Raw genomic sequence first — 21,289 nt, 5'->3', positions numbered from 1 at the left:
CCCTGAAACAAAAGGCGAGCCTCATTATTAACCTTTTGATAACACTCAGGGAAGCAGATTACTTAAACTTGTGTTTGAACTGCGAATGGGATCAAGCTTCCGCCTGCTGTTGCAGACGCTTCCACATCTCCTGCACCAGCACCTCGTCCTGCTCGGAGAGCTCCCCCTGCAGGATGGCCTCGTTCAGGCTGCGCAGCACATAGCTCTTGACGTCCCGCACCAGCGTCTTGCCCTCCAGCTCGGCACGGGCCACCGCGAGGGAGATGTGACCCCGCAGATAGCCGCCCGCAAACAGCTCGTCTTCGCTGGCCGTGGCGACCATGGCGTCGATCAGTCCCAACAACTTGTGTTCAAAATCGTGAATCGTCATTTAACGCAGCCTCATTTCCGGGGTTGCCGGCAAAAATTCGGGGGAGTGGAACCGCGATCCGGTTGATCGCGGCTCTCTGGCGCCAGGCCAGCCGCATCCTTGATGTCCTATTCCGGGTTGGCCACCGGGTAGATGACCTGATCCTTGTATCCCGTGGTTATGCGCAGATAACCACTCAACGACCGGTTCAGTGCCGGGTCATCGGTATCCACCACCAGCGGACGGCCATCGAGGGCCGCCAGCTTGGTCTTGGTCGCGAGCACCTGGATATGGTCTCGCCCGACGGCCCGGATCACGTCTGGACTCAATTGCTGATTTCCGCGCCCGAACAGATGTCCCTGACCGCCGATCAGGGTGATGATCAGACGGCAGCGACGGCCGCGGATCCGGGTCAGGATATCCGCGGCGGACAGATCCTGCCCGATAAGCCGGCCATTTTCCACCAGATCCACACCGAGCAATGTATTTTCGAGACCCAGCTCCGCCATGCAGGCGGCCACCGTGCTCCCCGACCCCATCAGGTAGAGGGTATCGGGTTCCATCTGCTCCACCACCCCGGCGGCGAGATCGGCGAGCACCAGCTCCTCGGACTCCTTTCCGCCCTGCTTGGTCGCCTGCACGTAGCGCAGATCCCCGGGCACCAGCAGCTGGCCGTAGTGGCGGGCACGCACCTTGCCCGCCCGGAACGCCTCCTCGTCGATGTCCATCACCTCGGCATCCACCAGGCTCAGCAGCTCGCCGGCGATCATCCGTGCCACCACCCGGCCGCTCGCCGCCGGCGTCACCCCGTAGACCCCGGAGTGGATCTTGCACCCCGCCGGGATGCCGAGCACATGGCAGGACTCCCCCACGGCGGCGCAGATGTCCCGGGCGGTGCCATCGCCACCGGCGAAGAGCAGCAGATCCACCCCGGCCTCGCGCAGAGCCAGGGCGGCGGCCCGGGTGTCCTCGGCGCTCGTCTGGGCCCCGGCGGGCTGGTAAACGATGCGATGGGGCAGGTTCAGCTCGGCGGCGAGCCCGGCCCCCATCTCCCCGGCCACCGTCAGCAGCTCGAATGGCGTGGTCAGCTCGCACAGGGGCAACAGGGCCTGGCGTGCCCGCTCCCGGGCCTTGGGGACGGCGCCCCGCGCCAGCGCCTCGGCGACCATGCCGTCGCTGCCCTTGAGACCGACGGCCCCGCCGATGCCGGCGACGGGGTTGATGATGAGCCCTAATCGAAACATGTTTCCCTCCTGTTGGATCGCCGCCATTTTTATCTTTTCCCGCCACTGGGACAAGCCATAACCCCCTGCTAGAATGCGCGACTTCACCCCTCAACCAAAGTTCAACCAAGGTTCAATCATGCTGGAATGGATTGCTGACCCCTCCGCCTGGGTCGCGCTCGCCACCCTGACCCTGCTCGAGATCGTGCTGGGTATCGACAACATCATCTTCATCTCCATCCTGGTGGGTCGCCTGCCGGAGGCGCAGCGCCAGAAGGCGCGGATCCTGGGGCTGGGGCTCGCCATGGGCACCCGCATCCTGCTGCTGCTCTCCCTGGCCTGGGTGATGCGCCTCACCGAGCCGCTGTTCAGCGTGCTGAATGAGGCCATCTCCGGTCGGGATCTGATCCTGCTGGTGGGGGGCTTGTTCCTCATCGCCAAGAGTACCCACGAGATCCACCAGAGCCTGGAAGGGGCCGCCGAAGAGGCGGGGGTGGTGAGCAAGACCGCCGGCTTCCTGTCGACCCTGGTGCAGATCGCCATCCTCGACATCATCTTCAGCCTGGACTCCGTCATCACCGCGGTCGGCATGGCGGATCACGTGCCTGTCATGGTGCTGGCCATCGTCATCGCCGTCGGCGTCATGATGTTTGCCGCCAAGGCCATCGGCGACTTCGTCGACACCCACCCCACCATCAAGATGCTGGCCCTCGCCTTCCTCATCCTGGTCGGGGTCGCCCTGATGGCCGAGGGGCTGGATCTGCACATTCCGAAGGGTTACATCTACTTCGCCATGGCCTTCTCGCTGGTGGTGGAGATGATCAACATCCGCCTGCGCGGCCATCAGGAGCGGGCCAAGTAAGCCCCCTCTTCAAGAGCCAACAAAAAGCGCGACCCGAGGTCGCGCTTTTTTATTGTCTGTTCATCGCCATGGGCGGGCAGGGCCTGCCCGTCGGCTCAGAGGGCGTTGCGGGTAGCCACGGCATCCGCCAGGTTGCGCAGCAGCACCTCGGTATCGGCCCAGCCGATGCAGGCGTCCGTGATGCTCTGGCCGAAGGTGAGCTCGCACCCTTCCACCAGATCCTGGCGACCCTCCACCAGGTGGCTCTCCACCATGACGCCGAACACCGCCTTGCTGCCGGCACGCAGCTGACCGGCCACGTCTTCGGCCACCAGCATCTGGTTCTTGAACTGCTTGCTGCTGTTGGCGTGGCTGAAGTCGATCATCACCTTCTGGGGCAGACCGGCCTTCTCCAGCCCCTTCACCACCTCGCCCACGTGGGCGGCACTGTAGTTAGGCTCGCGGCCACCGCGCAGTATGATGTGGCAATCCGGGTTGCCCCGAGTCGAGACGATGGCGGAGTGGCCGTATTTGGTCACCGACAGGAAGTGGTGCGGGGCGCTGGCGGCGCCGATGGCGTCGATGGCCACCTTGATGGTGCCGTCAGTGCCGTTCTTGAAGCCCACCGGGCAGGAGAGACCTGAGGCCAGCTCGCGGTGTACCTGGGACTCGGTGGTGCGGGCGCCGATGGCCCCCCAGCTCATCAGATCCGCCACGTATTGCGGGGTGATCATGTCGAGGAATTCGGAGGCGGTCGGCAGCCCCATGTCGTTGAGATCCAGCAAGAGCTTGCGCCCCAGGCGCAGGCCGTCGTTGATCTGGCAGCTGTTGTCGAGGTAGGGGTCGTTGATGAGCCCCTTCCAGCCCACAGTAGTGCGCGGCTTCTCGAAGTAGACCCGCATCACTATCTCCAGCTGATCTTTCAGCTCGTCGCGCAGCACCTTGAGGCGCTTGCCGTACTCCAGGGCGGCAACCGGATCGTGGATGGAGCAGGGGCCGATCACCACCAGCAGGCGCCGATCCTCGCCGGCCAGGATGTTGTGGATGGCCTGACGGGATTCAAACACGGTATTTGATGCGGTCTCGGTCGCCGGAAACTTCTCAAGCACCGCAACCGGGGGCAATAACTCTTTGATTTCACTGATACGAACGTCGTCGGTTTGATGCTGCATGACCAAGTTTCCTGCTAGATGACTGCGATGAAGAGATCCCAATCTAGCCCTCTGCCGGGACGGTGTAAATAGAAAATTACATTCTCCTATAAAGAATTTTATTGCGTAACCTTGCAAGTTTTATCAATGCTGCTACTGGCGGGAGGCTGGCGGGGAGCTGAAACGAAAAGGCCCGCACCAAGGCGGGCCCGACGGGCTTAAACGGCCTGACTGACGCTGGCCAGCTTGTCGAAGTAATCCGGGAAGGTCTTGGAGGTACAACCCGGATCGTTGATGGTGACCGGGGTGTCCGACAGGGCCACCAGGGAGAAGCACATGGCGATGCGGTGATCGTTGTAGGTGTCGATGGCCGCGTGCTTGAGCTGCTCTGGCGGGGTGACGGTGATGAAGTCGTGCCCCTCCTCCACCTCCACGCCCAGCTTGCGCAGCTCGGTGGCCATGGCGTGCAGGCGGTCGGTCTCCTTCACACGCCAGTTGTAGATGTTGCGGATGGTGGTGGTGCCCTTGGCGAACAGCGCCGTGGTGGCGATGGTCATGGCCGCATCCGGGATGTGGTTCATGTCCATGTCGATGCCGTGCAGCTCGCCCTGCTCGGCCTCGATGAAGTCGTCGCCCCAGGTGATGCGGGCGCCCATCTTCTCCAGCACGTCGGCGAAGTGGATGTCCCCCTGGATGCTGTGCTTGCCGATGCCGGTGACCCGCACCTTGCCCTTGATGGCCCCCGCCGCGAGGAAGTAGGAGGCGCTGGAGGCATCCCCTTCCACCAGGAAGTCACCCGGGCTGACATAGCTCTGGTTGCCCTTGATGTAGAACACCTTGTAGTCGTCGTGCTCGATGACCACCCCGAACTGCTTCATGATGTGCAGGGTGATGTCGATGTAGGGCTTGGAGACCAGCTCCCCCTTGATGTGGATGCGGGTGTCGCCGGCCGCCATGGGGGCCGCCATCAAAAACGCCGTCAGGAACTGGCTGGAGACGGAGCCGTCGACGTGGACGTCGCCACCCCAGAGCCCCTTGGCATCCACCACCAGGGGCGGATAGCCGTCTTTCTTCAGGTACTGGATGTGGGCGCCCGCTTCGCGCAGGGCATCCACCAGATGACCGATGGGGCGCTCTTCCATGCGTGGCTCGCCGCCCAGGGTGTATTCGCCGGAGCCCAGACACAACGCGGCGCACAGCGGTCGCATGGCGGTGCCGGCGTTGCCGAGGAACAGGTTGACCGGATCCTTGACCGCGAAGCTGCGACCCAGACCGTGCACTGTGCACTCCGTCTTGTCGGCGGAGAGCTTGTACTTCACGCCAAGCTGGGTCAGCGCCGCCAGCATGTGGCGGATGTCGTCGCTGTCGAGCAGGTTGGTGAGCCGGGTGGTGCCACGGGCCAGGGCTGCCAGTAGCAGGGCCCGGTTGGACACGCTCTTGGAGCCGGGCAGATTGACCACCCCGGCCACGCTAGAAATGGGTTCCAAACGCAACGAATTCATAGACTTCCTGTACGATCTCAAGTAAATCACCTGACCGGACGTTAGCAGCCCGCGCCCCGCGCGGCAAGACCGGCGGCGGCACAAAACCGGGACGAGAACGTCGGCGGTCAGGATCTTCTGGAAAAACAGACGCCGGGCATTCCCGGCGTCAATGCTATCGGGGAAACACGCCTCAGCCGTGGCGTTTGGCGAAGTCATCCATGAAGCTCACCAGGGCCTTGACCCCTTCCAGCGGCATGGCGTTGTACAGGCTGGCACGCATGCCACCGACAATGCGGTGCCCCTTGAGCGCCAGCAGGCCGGCGGCCTCCGATTCGGCCAGGAAGAGTCCGTCCAGGGCCTCGTTCTTGAGCTGGAACGGCACGTTCATGCGGGAGCGGCAGGCCGCATCCACCTTGTTGCCATAGAAGCTGGACTGATCCAGGTAGCCGTAGAGGAAGTCGGCCTTCTCCTTGTTGCGCGCCTCCATCGCTTCAAGCCCACCCTGCTCCTTGAGCCACTCGAACACCAGGCCGGCCAGATACCAGGCGTAGGTGGGCGGCGTGTTGAACATGGAGTCGTGCTTGGCGGTGAGCCGGTAGTCGAAGACAGAGGGCACGTCGGCGCGGGCCTGGTTCAGCAGATCGTCCCGTACTATGGCGATGGCCAGGCCCGAGGGGCCGATATTCTTCTGGGCGCCGGCATAGAGGATGCCGAAGCGGCTCACGTCGAGGGGACGGGAGAGAATGGTGGAGGAGAGATCCGCCACCAGGGGTACATCGCCGGTGGCCGGGATGTCGAACATCTCGATGCCGTCGATGGTTTCGTTCGGGCAGTAGTGCACATAGGCCGCGTCGGCGCGAAACGCCGGGGTCGGCAGCAGGTGGGACACTCCCTGCTCGTTCTTGGCCACCCCCTGGAAGGTCTGGATGTCGCCATATTTCTGGGCTTCATCCACGGCGCTCTGGGCCCAGACGCCGGTCACCAGGTAATCCGCCTTCCTGTTGGCGCCCCCCAGCAGGTTCATGGGCACGGCGGAGAACTGGCCCCGGCCGCCGCCGTGCATGAAGAGCACCTTGTAGTTGTCCGGCACGGACAGCAGGTCGCGCAGGTCCGCCTCGGCCTTCTCGGCGACCGCCATATAGGGCTTGCCACGGTGGGACAGCTCCATGACCGAGGCTCCCAGCCCCTGGAAATTACAAAATTCGCGCTGGGCGCGCTCCATGACTTCAACCGGCAGCATGGCGGGGCCGGCGCAGAAGTTGTAAATCTGTTTGCTCATGACGCTTTCCGTGAGTGGATGAGAGTGATCGATGACTCGAACGTTTTTACACGACAGGCCCCCGTGGGGGCAAAGGCTTTTTGGGATCCGGCGCAAGCTTTTGCCCCCGCGCCGCCGGGCACCGACCAGAAAAAAGCCCTGAACGAGTCAGGGCTTGCAGAGAACATGCGTGGATATGGGAGCAAGCGCGCACCATTGACGCCTCCCGCCCCGCGTCGACAGATTTACAGCTTGGCGGTGAGCTCCGGCAGCAGGGTGAAGAGATCCCCCACCAGGCCGTAGTCCGCCACCTGGAAGATGGGGGCCTCGGCATCCTTGTTGATGGCGACGATCACCTTGGACTCCTTCATCCCCGCCAGATGCTGGATGGCGCCCGAGATGCCCACCGCGATATAGAGCTCGGGGGCCACCACCTTGCCGGTCTGTCCCACCTGCAGGTCGTTGGAGACATAACCCGCATCCACCGCCGCCCGCGACGCCCCGACCGCGGCCCCCAGCTTGTCCGCCAGGGCGTCGATAAGGGCAAACTGCTCTTTCGAGCCGAGCGCACGCCCGCCGGAGACCACCACACGGGCCGCCCCGAGCTCGGGCCGTGCCGAGCGCACCGCACGCCGCTCGATGAGGCGGGTACGGCAGCACACCTCGGTCACCGGCAGACGCTCTATCACGGCGTGACCGCCGCCGGGCCCGGCCTTGGCGAAGGCGGTGGGCCGCACGGTGAGCACCTTGACGGGGGCACTGCTCGCCACCCGGGCAACGGCGTTGCCCGCATAGATGGGGCGCAGGAAGGTATCGGGCCCCTCGATACCGATCACCTCAGCGATCATCTCGACGCCGAGCCGCGCCGCCACCCGCGGCAGCAGATCCTTGCCCTGGCTGCTGGCCGCCATCAGGCAGTGCTGGTAGTCCTTCACCACGCTGGCCAGCAGCTTGTCGACCCCGTCGTTCAACTCCTCAGCCAGCATGGGGTGCTCGGCCAGCAGCACCCGGCTCACCCCCGTGAGGGCGGCGGCCTGCTCGCCCGCCTCCGTCAGCCCCTGCCCCAGCAGCAGGAGGTGCACCTCGCCCCCCAGCAGCCCCGCCGCCGTGACCAGCTGGGCCAGGTTGTCGGCGATCCGCCCCTGATGATGTTCCGCAATCACAAGTACGCTCATGGCAGCACCTTAATGTCATCCATTGATCTCGCGCTCCCCGGGGCCCTTGCCCCACGCACGGCGCCCTGGCCTGCGGGAGGCATCCCTACCCCGCCCATCAGAGCACCCCGGCTTCGTGCTTGAGCTTGTCCAGCAGCTCGTCCACCGAGCCCACCTTGATGCCGGCACGGCGCACCGGCGGCGCCATCACCCCGAGCTGCCGGGTCTGGCCGGCCGGTACCACCCCGAGGGCGGTAAACGGCTGGCTCTCCAGCGGCTTGCGCTTCGCCTTCATGATGTTGGGGAGCGAGGCAAAACGCGGCTCGTTGAGGCGCAAGTCCACGGTCACCACGGCGGGCAGCTCCATGCCGAGGGTCTCGAGGCCGCCGTCTATCTCGCGGGTCACCTGCAATTCCCCCTCCACCAGCCTGATAGCAGAAGCGAAGGTGGCAAGTGGCCAGTCATTGAGGGCGGCGAGCATCTGCCCCACCTGATTGTTGTCCGAATCGATGGACTGCTTGCCGAGCAGCACCAGACTGGGCTGCTCCTGCTCGCACACCGTTTGCAGCGCCCTGGCCACGGTGAGCGGGGTCAGGATCTCGTCGGTCACATAGTGCAGCGCCCGATCCGCCCCCAGGGCCAGGGCGTGGCGCAGTTGCTCGGCCGCCGCCTCGGGGCCCAAGGTCACCACCACCAGCTCGCTCGCCACCCCGGCTTCCCGCAGCCTGACCCCCTCCTCCACCGCGATTTCACAAAACGGGTTCATACCCATCTTCACATTGGCGAGCTCCACATCGGAGCCATCGCCCTTGACCCGGATCCTGACGTTGTAATCAACGACCCGTTTGACTGCGACCAGCAGCTTCATGGCGGTCATCCCTCGTGCCTGTTGTGTGGGTCCACCTTGTCGTCACTCACTTTTCTGCTGACAAAGTGGTTTACGTTTACGTAAACTACCAGCACTACCCTAGGCCAAGTCGAGTGCAGAGGCAAGATGGAACGCGAAGCAATGGAATTTGATGTCGTCATCGTCGGTGGCGGCCCGGCAGGCCTGAGTGCCGCCATCGCACTGAAGCAGCAGGCCCCGGCCCTCTCGGTCTGCCTGCTGGAGAAGGGGGCGGAGATCGGCGCCCATCTGATCTCCGGCGCCCTGTTCGACCCCGTCGCCCTCAAGGAGCTGCTGCCGGATACGTGGCAACAGGCTCCGCTCGGAGTCGAGGTCAACGACGATCAGGTGCACCTGCTGCAAAGCGACAGCCGCGCCCTGCAACTGCCCCACTGGGCGGTGCCGCCGCGCATGCACAACGACGGCAGCCACATCATCAGCCTCGGCAACCTCTGCCGCTGGCTCGGCAAACAGGCCGAGGCCCTGGGGGTGGAGATCTACCCGGGCTTCGCCGCGAGCGAGCTCATTCTGGAGGCGGGAAGGGTGAGAGGCGTGATCACCGGTGATCTCGGGCTGGATCGGGAGGGCAACCCCAAGGGGGATCACGTGCCCGGCATGGCGCTATATGGCCGCTACACCCTATTCGCCGAGGGGGCCCGCGGCCACCTCGGCAAGCAGTTGATCGACGCGTTCAACCTGGAGAGCAGGATCCAGCCGCAACATTACGCCATCGGCTTCAAGGAGTTGTGGCAGGTGCCGGCGAGCCAGTCCCACCCTGGCCGGGTGCTGCACGGCAGCGGCTGGCCGCTCGGCGAGGGGAAGGGCAGCAAGAGCCAGGGGGGCTTTTATCTCTATCATCTGGCCCAGGATCAGGTGGCGGTCGGTCTCATCGTCGATCTCAACTACCAGAATCCCTGGCTCAGCCCCTTCGACGAGTTCCAGCGCCTCAAGCACCACCCGCTCATCGCGCAGACCCTGCAGGGGGGCGAGCGCATCAGCTACGGTGCCCGCGCCATCGCCAAGGGGGGCTGGCACTCCTTGCCGCGCATGCACTTCCCCGGCGGCCTGCTCATCGGCTGCGACGCCGGCACTCTGGATTTCTCCCGCATCAAGGGGATCCACACCGCTATGAAGTCCGGCATGTTGGCGGCCAGCACGGTCGCCATGGCCCTGCGCGGGGGCGATGAAGGGGGGCGGGATCTGGCCGAGTATCAGGACGCGCTGCAACAGAGCTGGCTGGCCCGGGAGCTGATCGCAGCCCGCAACTTCGGCGCCGCCCTGCACCGCTTCGGCCCCTGGCTGGGCGGCGCCTTCAACTGGCTGGAGCAGCGCCTCTTTGCTCGCAATTCCCCCTTCACCCTGAAGGATCGGGAGCCGGACTACCGCCAGCTGCGCCTGGCGAGCCGCTGCCAGCCCATCGACTATCCCAAGCCGGACGGGCGGCTCAGCTTCGACAAACTCTCTTCCGTTTATCTTTCCAACACCAGCCACGACGAGGATCAACCCTGCCACCTGAGGCTCCAGGACGCGCGCATTCCGGTCGAGGTCAACCTGCCCACCTGGGCCGAACCCGCCCAGCGCTACTGCCCGGCCGGCGTCTTCGAGATCCTGGATGAAGAGACCCGGCCAAGGCTGCAGATCAACGCAGCCAACTGTATCCACTGCAAGACCTGCGACATCAAGGACCCCAGTCAGAACATCGTCTGGACCCCGCCTCAGGGGGGCTCGGGGCCCAACTATCCCAATATGTGAGGAGACCCGCTATATCCAGGATGCTCGGTGCCAGAATACAGTCCCGGCCCGCCCCAGGGGGCTCGGAGCCCCACTATCCCGATATGCGAGGAAGCCGGCGGCCTTGAGGATCCACCGCCTGCGGCCCCTTTGCGGCTGGGACGCCCCACAACCCACAAGAAGACGGCTCCACCTCCCCCATGGGGGGATAGGAAAGGGCGGCGCCAGGATCCCCGCTTTCGCGGCCGGATCCGCTGCTCCGACCTCGCCGCTTTTTTGAGCAAACAGGCTGAACCCCCGATGAATAGGCCCTGACAAGCGGGGCCCGCCCCTGTATAGTTCGCCGCATTCAGGTTGTCCATCGGCCTCGTTATGCTATTTCATGGGATCGCTTTCCGTGCGATCTAAGGCCGCATGAACCTGTGCAACCATCCCTGATTACCCATGACTTCTTAAGGGGGGACAGATGATCACCGCCTACATTCTCAACAACAAGGTGCTGGACATAGTCACGCTCGGACCGGACGACATCGTCCCCGACAACACCGTCTGGCTGGATGCCTACAAGCCGGATACAGCGGAGCGAGAATGGTTGACGGGCCTGTTCCTGGAGGAGGTCCCCGACAAGGAGGAGCTGGACGACATCGAGGCGTCCGCCCGCTTCTATTGGGACACCGACGGTCTGCACATCCACTCCCTGTTTCCCCAGCGCATCGGCCGCGACACCAAGGGGGTGCACGTCTCCTTCACCCTGCGCAACAACCTGCTGATCAGCATCCGCGAGGATGACATCGGCCTGGTGCGCCTGCTGCGCCACTACATGCGCCAGGACAGGCTGGAGGTCGAAGACGCCCTCGACATCCTGCTGGAGGTGCAGAACCTCAAGGTGGAATATCTCTCCGACCTTATCGAGGATGGGTACAAGACCCTGGAGAACACCGCCGATCAGATCTTCGAGCCGGATCAGATCAACCCCATGCTCAAGGAGCTGATGGCCCAGGAAGAGGCCAACGGCCAGATCCGCCTCTCCCTGCACGATACCCGCCGCGCCCTGCGCTTCCTCAAGCGCAGCCTGCGCCAGCGCATGACGAGCGAGCAGAACAAGTGGATCGACGAGATGCTGCACGACGTGGAGTCCCTGCTGCCCCACACCCAGTTCCTGTTCGACAAGATCAACTTCCAGCTGGAGGCCTCCATGGGGGTAACCAACCTGGAGCAGAACAAGGTGATCAAGATCTTCTCGGTGGCCGCGGTGATCTTCCTGCCGCCGACCCTGATCGCCAGCATCTACGGCATGAACTTCGGCCGCATGCCGGAGCTCGCCTGGGAATATGGCTACGCGATGTCCCTGGTGCTGATGGTGATGTCGTCCCTCGGCACCGGCCTCTTCTTCAAGCGCAAGGGCTGGCTGTAACGGCCATCCGGGCACCGGACAAGACAGACGTGGATTGGGGGGCAGGGCCCCCCGATTAATTCCCCCGCCTTGCAAAGGGCAGACCCCCGCCCCATATCCCCAGCATCAATAGTTCAACCCCGGAACGGGCCTTATGACCCTCTACCCCGAACACCGCTACGACGATCACGGCCAGTTGCGCCCGCCGCTCTGGTTCTGGCCCATCGCCCTGCTGCTGACCCGCTCGGTCTGGCTGTTTCTGATGGCCGGCGTCACCCGGGAGAGCGGCAGCGCCATCCTGACCCTCTTCTACCCGGACAGGATCACCCTCTATCTCAGCCTGCTCACCGACCTGCCCGCCATGCTGGCGCTGCTCGCCTGCGGCGGCACCTATCGCCAGACCCGAAGCCCGCGCGCCTGGCTCAGGCGCCACAGCCGCGCCCTGTTGCTCTGCTCCACCGCGAGCGGCCTGGTGATGCAGTTGCACAGCCTCAACCTGCAGCAGTGGTCGTTCAGCTGGCCCACAGCCCTGGTGCTGATCGCCAGCCTCTGGGCGCTCTGGTATCTGCTAAAGAGCCGCCAGTTGCGGGATTACGCCGTGGATCAGCCTCATTGACGGGTGACCCGGATCTGCAGGGTCTGGCGCTCGCTGCCGCTGGCCGTGTTTATGCCTGATGGGTTGGCGATCGCGGCCCCCTGGCTTCCCTGGGTGGTGGAAAGCTCCCCCACCGTCAGCCACTCGCCCGGCACGCCGCTCACCTCGGTGGCACTCTGGCCTGTCTTGATATCCCCTCTCTCCAGACGAGCCTGCTCGCTGCTGAGCGCCACCTGCACCCTCTCCCCTATCAGGGTCGCGGTGGCGTAGAGGCCGTTCACCAGCGGCATCATGGCCACCACCCTCCCCCCCTGCCACCGGTAGAAGGTGACCGGCTGATAGGAGCCCATCTGCAGCAGTACGGGCCGCCCTGAGAGGCCGCGTACCTGCCAGTTGTCCTGCTGGGTGTGCTGGTAATCCTGGGCGCCGCCCTCCACCAGCCACTCTCGTCTGGCATTGTCATTGCCAACACCCACTCCCAGTTGCCGGCTGCTCGAGGCGCCATCCACCCGCCACTCGATCAGCAGGCTCTGGGGGGGCTGGTTGAGCTGGGCCAGGGTTGCCTCGGCCTCCTGCAACCGGGCCGCACTGCCACTCAACACCAGCTGGTTGCCCATGGCGCTCACCCCGAGATCCGGGTAGATCTCCTTGAGGGTCTGCACCATGGCCTGCGCCTCAAACACCGGGATCACCTTGACCTCGGCCCGCAGGGGCTGGGCCCAGAGCCAGCAGCCCCCGAGCACCCCATATAACCACACTCTCGTCATCGCCTTCCCCTCGCATCCATCACTCCTGCCATCATGGGCCATGGCGCCCCGATTGCAATGAACGTGCTCGTCCAGACTCCCGCCGGATGGCGGGAGCCTCCTTCACAAAGACTCATTGAGAGACCACTCAATACAAATAAAAATGGTTATCATTTGTTGTCACATCAAAAACCCTCGGATACAATTCGGACTCATTTTTTCGAGTCAGCCTCTGATGAAGCCAGAACCCGTCGTCCCCACCCCTGCTGCCATCCATCTGGCCCTGCTGATCAACATGCTCTCCATGGGCAGCATGATGATGGTGATGCCCCTTGGGCCGGATCTGGTGACGAGTCTCGGCATGGCGCCGGAGCAGACCGGTGACTTCAGCGGCGGCGCCACCCTGGCCGCCGCCCTGATGGGGCTCCTGGCCGCCCCCTGGCTGGATCGGGTCAATCGCAAGCCCGCCCTGCTGGTGCTACTGACCTTGCGTTTTCTGCTGCTGATGGCCTGCGCCCTGGCCGAGGATAGCCAGACCCTGCTGCTGCTCTTTATCCTGTCCGGCTGCGTGGCGGGCCCGCTCTCCGCCATCCTGATGGCGGCGGTGCTGGATCTGGTGCCCCCAAGCGATCGCGGACGCCGCCTCGCCTACGTGGGCATGGCGTTCTCCCTGGCCGCCATCCTGATCGTGCCCGCGGCCCTGGTGCTGGCCCAGTGGCTCGGCTGGCAGAGCCCCTTCCTGCTGTTTGGCGCCAGCGGCCTGCTGCTGGCCCTGTTGTGCACCCGGCTGCTGCCGTCCCTGCCGGTCAACCGGGCCCCGCAGGGTCAGGGGCTGCGCCAGTTGCTGGGGTCGCCGCTCTGCCAGGGGGCGCTGTGCATTCTCTGTTTGCAGATGTTCGGCCACTTCCTGCTGATCCCGCACTTCGCGAACTACTTCCAGTTCAACCTGGGTTTCCCGCGCGAGCAGATCGCGACCCTCTACCTGTGCGGCGGCCTCGCCAGCATGGCCACCATGCGCCTGTGCGGCGGCTGGATTGACCGCGGCCGCGCCCAGGGCGCCATCCTCATCACCAGCCTGCTGCTGGCCCTGGTCACCCTGCTGGGCTTCGCCCTGCCGGCAGGCCTGCCCGTCTATCTGCTGTTTACCCTCTTCATGGCGCTGAGCTCCGCCCGCGCCAGCACCACCCTCGCGGTCACGGCGGCCATTCCGGCCCCCCATCAGCGCGCCGCCTTCATGTCCTTCCAGGGCACGGTCACCAATGTGGCGGCCGGGCTCGGCAGCCTGCTGTCGGCCAGATACCTGGTCTCCGACGAGCGGGGCGCCCTGCACGGCTTCGCCACCCTGGCCTGGATCAACATCGCCTGCGGCCTCCTGGCCTGCGCCGGCGTCTGGCTCCTCATCCGGAGCCTGAAGAGCACAAGAGATAACAATAATCCTGCCTCTGGTACTGCCAGACAAGGAAGTCAGTGAGCACCGGATCAGAAGAATCCGGACCCCATAACCCTGGTTTTATTCATGGAGTTTTTGACAATGCAGTTGCAGCACGGCCCGTTTAAATTGAACCCCATCCTGCTCTCCCTCGGCCTTATCGCTCTGCCGGGCCTGGCCCAGGCCGAGTCCGTCAAGGCCAACGAGACTGTGGTGGTCACCGCCACCCAGACCCAGCACACCGAGCTGTCCGCCCCGGCCAGCGTCTCAGTGGTGACCCGTGCCGATCTGGACAAGATGAACGTCAACAACATCGGCGATGCCCTCAAGCACGTGCCCGGCGTCAACATCATCGCCACCAACCCCACGGGTCGCAACGAGATCAAGATCCGCGGCATGGGCGGCGACTACACCCTGCTGCTGATCAACGGCAAACGGGTCAACGCCCGTGAGACTCTGGGCAGCGCCTACGGCAACGACTTCGACCTGAGCTCCATCCCCATGGCCGCCATCGAGCGCATCGAGGTGATCCGCGGTCCCGTCTCCTCCCTGTACGGGGCCGATGCCCTGGGGGGCGTGGTCAACGTGATCCTGCGCCAGGCCAAGGAGAAGACGGAAGCCGCCGTGGGTTACACCCACAGCATGCCCACCAAGGGGGAAGGCGGCGATGCCAACCAGGGCAGCGCCTTCGTCTCCGGCGCCCTCATCGACGACAAGCTGCTAAGCAGCGTGGTAGTGGAAGGGTATCAGCGCGACAACTGGAAGAGCGATCAGTCCAACAACCCGGACGCCGACGCGCTGGAGAAGCGCGAGGTGGTCAACGTGCTGACCAGCCTGAAGTGGCTGGTGGCGGACAACCAGGACATCGACTTCGATCTGGGTTACAACCAGAACGACATGGACAGCTACTTCAACAACGTGCCGCGCGCCCCGACCGCACCGGCCACCCCGCACAACGTGCAGAAGCTCGATCGCCTGAGCCTGGGGCTGACCCACAACGGCCGCTGGGAGCACTTCGACAGCCGAGCTCGTTACTACTTCGAGCAGACCGATCTGATGGACGACTCCCAGCTCAATGGCGGTGCCGCCGACATCACCCAGACCAACAACACGGTGGACGGTCAGCTCAGCGGTTACCTCGGTGATCACCTGCTCACCTCGGGCGCCGAGCTGCGCAAGACCGAGCTGGAGCACAGCCGCAACATCGCCAATGGCAGCGTGGATGCGACCCAGAGCGCCGTCTACCTGCAGGACGAGTTCGGCTTCGGCGATCTCGCGCTGACCCTCTCCGGTCGTCTGGATCACCACGAGACCTATGGCTCCGAGTTCAGCCCCCGTGCCTATGCCCTCTACACCCTGACCGACGAGTGGGTGATCAAGGGTGGCGCCGGCAAGGCGTTCAAGGCACCGACCCTGGCCCAGTCCAGCGAAGGCTTCTCCACCACCGCCTGCCGCGGCGCCTGCCAGGTGATCGGCAACCCGGATCTGAAGCCGGAAACCGCCGTCAGCTATGAGCTCGGCACCGCTTACGAGGCCGCGCGCTTCGGCGCCGGGGTGACCGGCTTCCACAACGAGATCGAGGATCTGATCCAGAGCGATCAGTGGGGCCCGGGCTACCGTCCGACCGTGATGACCTACCTCAACGTCAAGGAGGCCCGCATCAAGGGTCTGGAGCTGACCGGCTGGGTCGACGTGCTGGACAACGTCAAGCTGACCGGCAACTTCACCCTGCTGGACTCAGTGGACAGGAGCACGGGGGACGATCTGGCCAAGACCCCGGATCACACCGGCAACCTCGGCCTGGACTGGCAGGCGAGCGAGCTCGTCAGCGCCAACCTGGCCTGGCAGTATGTCGGCAGCCAGGTGATCAAGGTGCCGGCCCGCAACGCCCAGGCGTTCACCTCCAAGCACTACCAGACCCTGGACGTCAACACCAACTGGACCGTCACCCCGGCCCTGGACTTCAAGCTCGGCATCACCAACCTCACCAACACCAAGCGTGACCAGGTGGCCACCGACGCCGACTTCATCCTGGAAGGACGTACCGTCTACGCCGGGGTCAATTACAAGCTGTAAGCCATCCTGTATGTGGGAGCCCCGGTCGCGGGGCTCCCTTTTTGCGTTTCTGCCTCCCCGAATTCAAGGAGTCATTGAGTGCTCAGATACCAAGCTCGGCTGTTCTGGCTCGGCGTGCTGCTCCTCTTCCTGCTGATTTGTCTGTCACTGGCCACCGGGGCCGGTGTCTATGGTGGCCGCGAGGTCGCCGGTTTCCTGCTGGGCGATCCCGCCCTGGTGGCCGATGAAAAGCTCGCCATGATAGTCCACACCCTGCGATTGCCCCGCACCCTGGCGGCCCTGGTGGTGGGGGCCTGTCTCGCGCTCGCCGCCTCCATGCTGCAGAGCGCCACCCGCAATCCCCTGGCCGAACCCGGCCTGCTCGGGGTCAACGCCGGCGCCGTGTTCGCCCTGGTGATAGGCCTCACCTGGTTTGGCGTCGAATCCGCCTACGGTTACCTGTTCTGGTCCGGCATGGGGGCCCTGCTCGGCAACCTCGTCGTGCTGGGCCTCGGCCTCATGGTGGGGCGCTCCAACCCCCTCAAGCTCATCCTGGTGGGGGTCGCCCTCTCCGCCACCTTCGGCGGTCTTTCCAACTTCCTGCTGCTTTCCAACCGGGTGGTGCTGGAGCAGTTCCGCTTCTGGAATCTGGGGTCACTTGCCGCCTCCAGCCTGGAAGCGGTACTCACCGTGATCCCCTTCGCCCTGGCCGCCCTGCTGCTGACCCTGGCGCTCTGTCGCCCCCTCACCCTGATGCAGATGGGGGATCACCAGTCCAGGGCCCTCGGCATCCGCCCCACCCGGGTGCGGATCGGCGTGCTCTTGGCCGCGACCCTGTTTACCGCCTGCGCCATCGCCATCGCCGGTCCCATCGGCTTCGTCGGCTTCCTCGCCGCCTACTGCGCCCGCCTGGTGGAGCCGGTGCGCCTCGCCATCCAGGTGCGCTTCTCCGCCCTGTTCGGGGTGCTCTTTCTGCTCGGTGCCGATGTGCTGGCCCGCTGGCTGATCCAGCCCTACGAGCTGCCCAACGGCGTCATTCTGGCGCTCATCGGGGCGCCCGTGCTCATCCTGGTGGTGCGCAGCGGCGGCTTCCGTTCCCTGCTGGCCGTCAAATAAGGTGCCACGCCCATGAAGAACTCTCTCTCACTCCCGAGCGGCACCCTCTGTCTGCGCCTCGGCCACCGCACCCTGCTGCTGGATCGCCGCGCCTGGCTCATCACGCTGGGGCTCCTGGTCGCCCTCACCCTGCTCTCCCTGCTGGCCCTCACCCTGGGTTCCGGCAAGATCACCATGATGGGGGTGATCCAGACCCTGCTCGGGGAGGGAAGCCGACTCGACCAGGTGACCGTCTTCAAGATCCGCCTGCCGCGCCTGTTGGCGGTGCTGGTGGCCGGCGCCGCCATGGGACTCTCGGGCTGCCTGGTGCAGACCCTGGTGCGAAACCGCCTCGCCACCCCGGACATGATCGGGGTCAACGAGGGGGCATCCCTTGCAATCATCATCTTCTCCCTCTATCTGACCCTGGGCAGCTGGCCCTGGTGGGCCGCCCCGTTCGGCGCCCTGTTTGCCGCCGCCGTGCTCTATGCCCTGTGCAACAAGCCGGGGGAGCAGGGCTACCTGTTCGTGGTGATCGGCATCGGGGTCTCGGAGCTGATGAACGCCCTCGGCCAGTTCGTCATGTCCACCCAGTCCCTGGTGCACCTCACCAGCCTCTATCTGTGGAACATGGGCAACTTCGTCGGTCAGGGCTATGGCACCCTGCTGCCGGTAAGCCTGCTGCTCCTGCTCATCTGCCCCTGGACCGTCTGTCTCTCCCGCTCCCTCGGCGTGCTACGCCTGGGACCTGTGACGGCCAGCACCCTCGGGGTCAACGTGAACCGGGTCCAGCTCGGGGTGCTGGCCCAGGCCATCATAGTCGCAGCCCTTGGCACCGCCATCGGCGGCCCCGTGGTCTTCATCGCCATGGCGGCCCCCATCCTCGCCTCCTGGCTCAGCCGGGATCGCATCGTGCCGCTCTGGATTGCCGCCCTGTGCGGCGCCCTGATGCTGCTCGCAAGCGACACCCTGGTGCGGGTGCTGGCCAGCCCCCACGAGGTGGCCACCGGCATCATGACCCGCATTCTCGGCGGCCTGCTGCTGCTCTTCATCCTGCTCAAAGATCGCCAGAAGGCCGACTGACCATGGCATTCATCCATTTCCAATACAGACCGAGGGCCGCCCGATGACGCTCACCGTGAACCGACTCCAGTTCGGCTACCCGCAAAAGACCATCTTCAAGGAGATCTCCTTCTCCCTCCCCCGGGGCAAGCTGGTGGGGATCGTCGGCCCCAACGGCGGCGGCAAATCCACCCTGCTCAAGCTCCTTGCGGGACAGGAGCAGCCCCGGTCCGGGGAGATCCTGCTCAAGGAGAAGCCACTCGGGGCCTATGGCGCCAAAGCCCTGGCTCGGGAGCTCGCCTATCTGCCCCAGCGTCCCCTGGTCCCCCCCGGTATCCTGGTGGAGCAACTGGTGCAATACGGCCGCCATCCCCATCAGGGCTGGTTCAATCAGTGGAGCGAGGAAGATGCCCGCATGGTGGACTGGGCCAGGGAGCGGATGCAGCTCGATGCCATCTGGCACCAGAGCGCCAGTTCGCTGTCCGGCGGTCAGGCCCAGCGGGTCTGGCTCGCCATGGTGCTGGCCCAGAATGCGGACATCATCTTGCTGGACGAGCCCACCAGCGCCCTGGACATCGGCCACCAGACCGAGGTGATGGAAGCCATCCACCGGGTCGCCGCCGAGGGGAAGACGGTGCTTATCGTCATCCACGATCTCGCCACCGCCGCCCGCTACTGCGACGAGCTGATCGCGCTGGGGGATGGCGCCATCCAGGCCATGGGCCCGGCCCGGGAGGTGGTGACCAAGCCCCTTATCGATCGCCTCTACCAGACCGATGTGGACATACTGCACGCCCCCGGCGATGGCGCCCCTGTCATAGTGCCCCGCCGGCGCCAGGATACGGCGCCGAGCAAGCAGTCGGCCTAAGAGAGATAGCAAGAAACCGCCTGATGGCGGTTTCTTTGTCTGGGCAGTGGCGAGGCACGGGAGTCCGGGCGCCGCTCACAGCAGCAAGAGGGTGAGCACCCCCCCCGGCAGGGCTTGCCAGTGCAGGGTGCAGCGCCAGCCGGCGGGCAGGGCCGGCGTCAGCGGGCATTTGAGCTCCAGGGTGAGAGTCTGCGCCGTTATGGCGAGCCAGCGGGCATCGAGAAAGTCAAAGTAGCGCCCCACCCTGGGATAGAGCCCCTTGAAGAGGCTCTCCTTGGCGGAAAACACCAGGGTCACGCCCTCTGCCAGGCTCAGCTGGGCGTCGTCGACACCTGCCTCCAGTCGCCTCCACTCATCCCCATCCATGATGCCGGGCCAGAGCTGCGCCCCTTGGTCGGCCTCGAGCCAGGCCTCCAGATCCAGCCCCATCCCCGCCTGGCCCGGGCGCACCGCACACAGGGCCACCCCCTCTCCCAAAAGCAGGCTGTGGCTGATGCTCCCCTCCACCCCTTCAGGCCAGAGTGGCTCCCGGGCCGCTCCGATGGCCACGCTGCATCCCGCAAGACCGAAGGGACGCAGGGCCTCACGGGCCGCGAGACGTCCCGCCAGAAACTCCCCGAGGCGCTTGGGGGCGGCCCCCTGCAATGAAGCAGGCAGGGTGATGCCCTGGGCCCCAAAGCACTCCGACGAGAAGGCGGCGGGATCGAAACAGACCCGATAAAGAGGCAGCGCCTCCAAACCCGGCAGGCACAAGGTATCGGATTGACGGACAAAGGACCCGTCGAGAGAGGGGCAAAGAGGCAACATGAAAGGTTCCTGACAGGGGCCTGCGATGGTACCAAAGCAAGCCGAGGTCAGGCCACAAATACAAATGACAACGCTTCTCACTTGCTTTGTGGTAGCATGTCCCCGCCCATTCGGGGCTGGCCGGGCGGCTCTCAGGCACTTTCCACAGACTCCGGCCCACCGATTTCACCCATAAGGATGTCACCATGAAGATCTTCTCCCCGCTGGCCACCTTGCTGATGCTGGCCAGCCTGACGGGCTTCCAGGCCCAGGCGGGCAGCCGCCAGGTCATCGATGCCAACGGCCAGCCCCAGACCGTCCCCGATACGCCCCGGCGGGTCGTCGTGTTGAGCGAACTCGATCTCGACAGCGCCCTGACCCTGGGAGTGCAGCCGGTCGGCACCGTCAACGGCCGCGGCCAGGGCACATTGCCCCGCTATCTGCTGGACAAGGCGGGCAAGGAGATCGCCGTGGTCGGGGATCTGGACAACCCCAATCTGGAGACCCTCATCGATCTGGAGCCGGATCTCATCCTCACCGGCCAGACCAAGCCCGAGCTGCTGGCCCTGCTCAAGGAGATCGCCCCCACCGTCGTCACCGGCAACTGGGGCGAGCCCTGGAAAACCGTGTTCGGCCGCAGCGCCGACGCGATGAACCGGGGTGCCGAGGCCAAGGCCTTCCTCACCCGGTATGAGGCCCGTCTGGCAGAGGCCCGCAGCAAGCTTGCCCAGCATCAGGGGGAACAGATGAGCATAGTGCGCTGGAACCCCAAGGGGCCGAGCTACATGCACGGCGGCACCTTTGCCAGCAGCGTGGTCACCGAGATGGGGCTCACCCGCCCCTCCCACCAGATTGGCGACAAGAGCCCCCACTCCCCGGCCCTGAGCCTTGAGTCCCTCAACCTGCTGGACGGTGACTGGCTGGTGATCGGCACCCTCAGCACCAGCGGGGATGCGGTGGATGCCATGAAGCAGGCCGAGCAGACCCCGGCCTTCCAGCAACTCGGCGCCATCAAGGGCAAGCGCTTCGGCGCCGTGGACGGGTCGCTCTGGACCTCCACCGGCGGCCCCCAGGCGGCCCTCAAGGTGATCGACGACGTCGAGCGCCTGCTGACCAAACCGGATGCCACCCCCATCACTCACTAAGCCCGCCCTCGGTTGACGGCCAACAAGAAGCCCGCATG

At 65.0% G+C, this 21,289-nt stretch carries 19 protein-coding genes; 10 read left to right on the top strand and 9 right to left on the bottom strand.

The features are described 5' to 3' along the window. Window positions 1-91 precede the first annotated feature (91 nt). Together BN1132_RS04455 and BN1132_RS04450 are read right to left on the bottom strand one after the other, a co-directional pair. On the bottom strand, window positions 92-370 hold the full coding sequence (locus BN1132_RS04455; protein ID WP_005332956.1) for a YfcL family protein: 279 nt from the start codon (window positions 368-370) through the stop codon (window positions 92-94). A gap of 107 nt (window positions 371-477) precedes the next feature. Beyond that, a complete protein-coding gene (locus BN1132_RS04450) occupies window positions 478-1,593 on the bottom strand; it encodes an ATP-NAD kinase family protein (RefSeq protein WP_042075375.1) in 1,116 nt (371 codons plus the stop codon). A gap of 118 nt (window positions 1,594-1,711) precedes the next feature. On the opposite strand from BN1132_RS04450, the gene BN1132_RS04445 reads away from it, so the two are divergent. Then, window positions 1,712-2,434: a TerC family protein gene (locus BN1132_RS04445; RefSeq protein ID WP_408853338.1), complete on the top strand. Its 723-nt coding sequence runs from the start codon at window positions 1,712-1,714 to the stop codon at window positions 2,432-2,434. Between the two features lie 95 nt (window positions 2,435-2,529). Here the strand turns inward: BN1132_RS04445 and aroG are convergent, their stop codons facing one another. The 5 genes from aroG to BN1132_RS04420 form a co-directional block, all read right to left on the bottom strand. Continuing rightward, window positions 2,530-3,585, bottom strand: a complete 1,056-nt coding sequence (gene aroG, locus BN1132_RS04440) for a 3-deoxy-7-phosphoheptulonate synthase AroG (RefSeq protein WP_042075370.1) — start codon at window positions 3,583-3,585, stop codon at window positions 2,530-2,532. A 197-nt stretch (window positions 3,586-3,782) separates the two neighbouring features. Further along, window positions 3,783-5,066, bottom strand: coding sequence for a 3-phosphoshikimate 1-carboxyvinyltransferase (gene aroA / locus BN1132_RS04435; RefSeq protein ID WP_042075368.1), 1,284 nt, complete (start codon window positions 5,064-5,066; stop codon window positions 3,783-3,785). A gap of 172 nt (window positions 5,067-5,238) precedes the next feature. Next, a complete protein-coding gene (gene serC, locus BN1132_RS04430; RefSeq protein ID WP_042075365.1) occupies window positions 5,239-6,327 on the bottom strand; it encodes a 3-phosphoserine/phosphohydroxythreonine transaminase in 1,089 nt (362 codons plus the stop codon). A 224-nt stretch (window positions 6,328-6,551) separates the two neighbouring features. After that, a complete protein-coding gene (locus tag BN1132_RS04425; RefSeq protein WP_042075363.1) occupies window positions 6,552-7,481 on the bottom strand; it encodes an electron transfer flavoprotein subunit alpha/FixB family protein in 930 nt (309 codons plus the stop codon). 97 nt (window positions 7,482-7,578) lie between these two features. After that, window positions 7,579-8,328 carry an electron transfer flavoprotein subunit beta/FixA family protein gene (locus BN1132_RS04420; RefSeq protein ID WP_042075592.1) on the bottom strand — a complete coding sequence of 250 codons (750 nt, stop codon included), beginning with the start codon at window positions 8,326-8,328 and terminating at the stop codon, window positions 7,579-7,581. 126 nt (window positions 8,329-8,454) lie between these two features. Here BN1132_RS04420 and BN1132_RS04415 point away from each other — a divergent pair, with 126 nt between their 5' ends. The 3 genes from BN1132_RS04415 (at window position 8,455) to BN1132_RS04405 (ending at window position 12,086) form a co-directional block, all read left to right on the top strand. Beyond that, entirely contained in the window at window positions 8,455-10,098 is a 1,644-nt protein-coding gene (locus BN1132_RS04415) for an electron transfer flavoprotein-ubiquinone oxidoreductase (protein WP_042075360.1), read from the top strand. A 445-nt stretch (window positions 10,099-10,543) separates the two neighbouring features. Beyond that, on the top strand, window positions 10,544-11,491 hold the full coding sequence (gene corA / locus BN1132_RS04410) for a magnesium/cobalt transporter CorA (RefSeq protein ID WP_042075357.1): 948 nt from the start codon (window positions 10,544-10,546) through the stop codon (window positions 11,489-11,491). 133 nt (window positions 11,492-11,624) lie between these two features. Next, a complete protein-coding gene (locus BN1132_RS04405) occupies window positions 11,625-12,086 on the top strand; it encodes a DUF2919 domain-containing protein (protein ID WP_042075354.1) in 462 nt (153 codons plus the stop codon). Here BN1132_RS04405 and BN1132_RS04400 read toward each other — a convergent pair. Further along, window positions 12,080-12,832 (bottom strand): hypothetical protein, encoded by a 753-nt coding sequence (locus BN1132_RS04400; RefSeq protein ID WP_042075353.1) that lies wholly within the window; start codon window positions 12,830-12,832, stop codon window positions 12,080-12,082. The two genes, BN1132_RS04405 and BN1132_RS04400, sit on opposite strands and share 7 nt — an antisense overlap. 214 nt (window positions 12,833-13,046) lie before the next feature. Here BN1132_RS04400 and BN1132_RS04395 point away from each other — a divergent pair, with 214 nt between their 5' ends. From BN1132_RS04395 to BN1132_RS04375, 5 genes are all read left to right on the top strand, one after another. Beyond that, on the top strand, window positions 13,047-14,282 hold the full coding sequence (locus BN1132_RS04395; RefSeq protein WP_042075351.1) for an MFS transporter: 1,236 nt from the start codon (window positions 13,047-13,049) through the stop codon (window positions 14,280-14,282). A 60-nt stretch (window positions 14,283-14,342) separates the two neighbouring features. Continuing rightward, window positions 14,343-16,316, top strand: coding sequence for a siderophore amonabactin TonB-dependent receptor (locus tag BN1132_RS04390; protein WP_042075349.1), 1,974 nt, complete (start codon window positions 14,343-14,345; stop codon window positions 16,314-16,316). A 78-nt stretch (window positions 16,317-16,394) separates the two neighbouring features. Beyond that, window positions 16,395-17,411: an amonabactin ABC transporter permease subunit 2 gene (locus tag BN1132_RS04385; RefSeq protein WP_042075347.1), complete on the top strand. Its 1,017-nt coding sequence runs from the start codon at window positions 16,395-16,397 to the stop codon at window positions 17,409-17,411. 12 nt (window positions 17,412-17,423) lie between these two features. Further along, window positions 17,424-18,473, top strand: a complete 1,050-nt coding sequence (locus BN1132_RS04380) for an amonabactin ABC transporter permease subunit 1 (protein ID WP_042075346.1) — start codon at window positions 17,424-17,426, stop codon at window positions 18,471-18,473. Window positions 18,474-18,516: 43 nt separating this feature from the next. Beyond that, the gene (locus tag BN1132_RS04375; protein WP_042075343.1) at window positions 18,517-19,320 is read left to right on the top strand and encodes an ABC transporter ATP-binding protein; all 804 of its coding nucleotides are present in this window, start codon (window positions 18,517-18,519) and stop codon (window positions 19,318-19,320) included. 75 nt (window positions 19,321-19,395) lie between these two features. Here BN1132_RS04375 and BN1132_RS04370 read toward each other — a convergent pair whose 3' ends face one another. After that, window positions 19,396-20,127: a 4'-phosphopantetheinyl transferase family protein gene (locus tag BN1132_RS04370; RefSeq protein ID WP_042075340.1), complete on the bottom strand. Its 732-nt coding sequence runs from the start codon at window positions 20,125-20,127 to the stop codon at window positions 19,396-19,398. 185 nt (window positions 20,128-20,312) lie between these two features. Between BN1132_RS04370 and BN1132_RS04365 the strand changes: the two genes are divergently transcribed. Continuing rightward, window positions 20,313-21,251, top strand: a complete 939-nt coding sequence (locus tag BN1132_RS04365) for an ABC transporter substrate-binding protein (protein ID WP_042075338.1) — start codon at window positions 20,313-20,315, stop codon at window positions 21,249-21,251. The last annotated feature ends 38 nt before the right edge of the window (window positions 21,252-21,289 follow it).

Origin of the sequence: Aeromonas sanarellii, from assembly GCF_000820085.1 — a bacterium.
Taxonomy (GTDB): Bacteria; Pseudomonadota; Gammaproteobacteria; order Enterobacterales; family Aeromonadaceae; genus Aeromonas; species Aeromonas sanarellii.
Note: the sequence above shows the minus strand (reverse complement) of the source record. Positions and strands in the feature narration are given on the sequence as shown.

What these genes read in the sequence shown, in the direction of transcription:
- BN1132_RS04455 (WP_005332956.1), bottom strand. Translation starts at nt 370, where the DNA reads ATGACGATTCACGATTTTGAACACAAGTTGTTGGGACTGATCGACGCC.
- BN1132_RS04450 (WP_042075375.1), bottom strand. Translation starts at nt 1,593, where the DNA reads ATGTTTCGATTAGGGCTCATCATCAACCCCGTCGCCGGCATCGGCGGG.
- BN1132_RS04445 (WP_408853338.1), top strand. Translation starts at nt 1,712, where the DNA reads ATGCTGGAATGGATTGCTGACCCCTCCGCCTGGGTCGCGCTCGCCACC.
- aroG (WP_042075370.1), bottom strand. Translation starts at nt 3,585, where the DNA reads ATGCAGCATCAAACCGACGACGTTCGTATCAGTGAAATCAAAGAGTTA.
- aroA (WP_042075368.1), bottom strand. Translation starts at nt 5,066, where the DNA reads ATGAATTCGTTGCGTTTGGAACCCATTTCTAGCGTGGCCGGGGTGGTC.
- serC (WP_042075365.1), bottom strand. Translation starts at nt 6,327, where the DNA reads ATGAGCAAACAGATTTACAACTTCTGCGCCGGCCCCGCCATGCTGCCG.
- BN1132_RS04425 (WP_042075363.1), bottom strand. Translation starts at nt 7,481, where the DNA reads ATGAGCGTACTTGTGATTGCGGAACATCATCAGGGGCGGATCGCCGAC.
- BN1132_RS04420 (WP_042075592.1), bottom strand. Translation starts at nt 8,328, where the DNA reads ATGAAGCTGCTGGTCGCAGTCAAACGGGTCGTTGATTACAACGTCAGG.
- BN1132_RS04415 (WP_042075360.1), top strand. Translation starts at nt 8,455, where the DNA reads ATGGAACGCGAAGCAATGGAATTTGATGTCGTCATCGTCGGTGGCGGC.
- corA (WP_042075357.1), top strand. Translation starts at nt 10,544, where the DNA reads ATGATCACCGCCTACATTCTCAACAACAAGGTGCTGGACATAGTCACG.
- BN1132_RS04405 (WP_042075354.1), top strand. Translation starts at nt 11,625, where the DNA reads ATGACCCTCTACCCCGAACACCGCTACGACGATCACGGCCAGTTGCGC.
- BN1132_RS04400 (WP_042075353.1), bottom strand. Translation starts at nt 12,832, where the DNA reads ATGACGAGAGTGTGGTTATATGGGGTGCTCGGGGGCTGCTGGCTCTGG.
- BN1132_RS04395 (WP_042075351.1), top strand. Translation starts at nt 13,047, where the DNA reads ATGAAGCCAGAACCCGTCGTCCCCACCCCTGCTGCCATCCATCTGGCC.
- BN1132_RS04390 (WP_042075349.1), top strand. Translation starts at nt 14,343, where the DNA reads ATGCAGTTGCAGCACGGCCCGTTTAAATTGAACCCCATCCTGCTCTCC.
- BN1132_RS04380 (WP_042075346.1), top strand. Translation starts at nt 17,424, where the DNA reads ATGAAGAACTCTCTCTCACTCCCGAGCGGCACCCTCTGTCTGCGCCTC.
- BN1132_RS04375 (WP_042075343.1), top strand. Translation starts at nt 18,517, where the DNA reads ATGACGCTCACCGTGAACCGACTCCAGTTCGGCTACCCGCAAAAGACC.
- BN1132_RS04370 (WP_042075340.1), bottom strand. Translation starts at nt 20,127, where the DNA reads ATGTTGCCTCTTTGCCCCTCTCTCGACGGGTCCTTTGTCCGTCAATCC.
- BN1132_RS04365 (WP_042075338.1), top strand. Translation starts at nt 20,313, where the DNA reads ATGAAGATCTTCTCCCCGCTGGCCACCTTGCTGATGCTGGCCAGCCTG.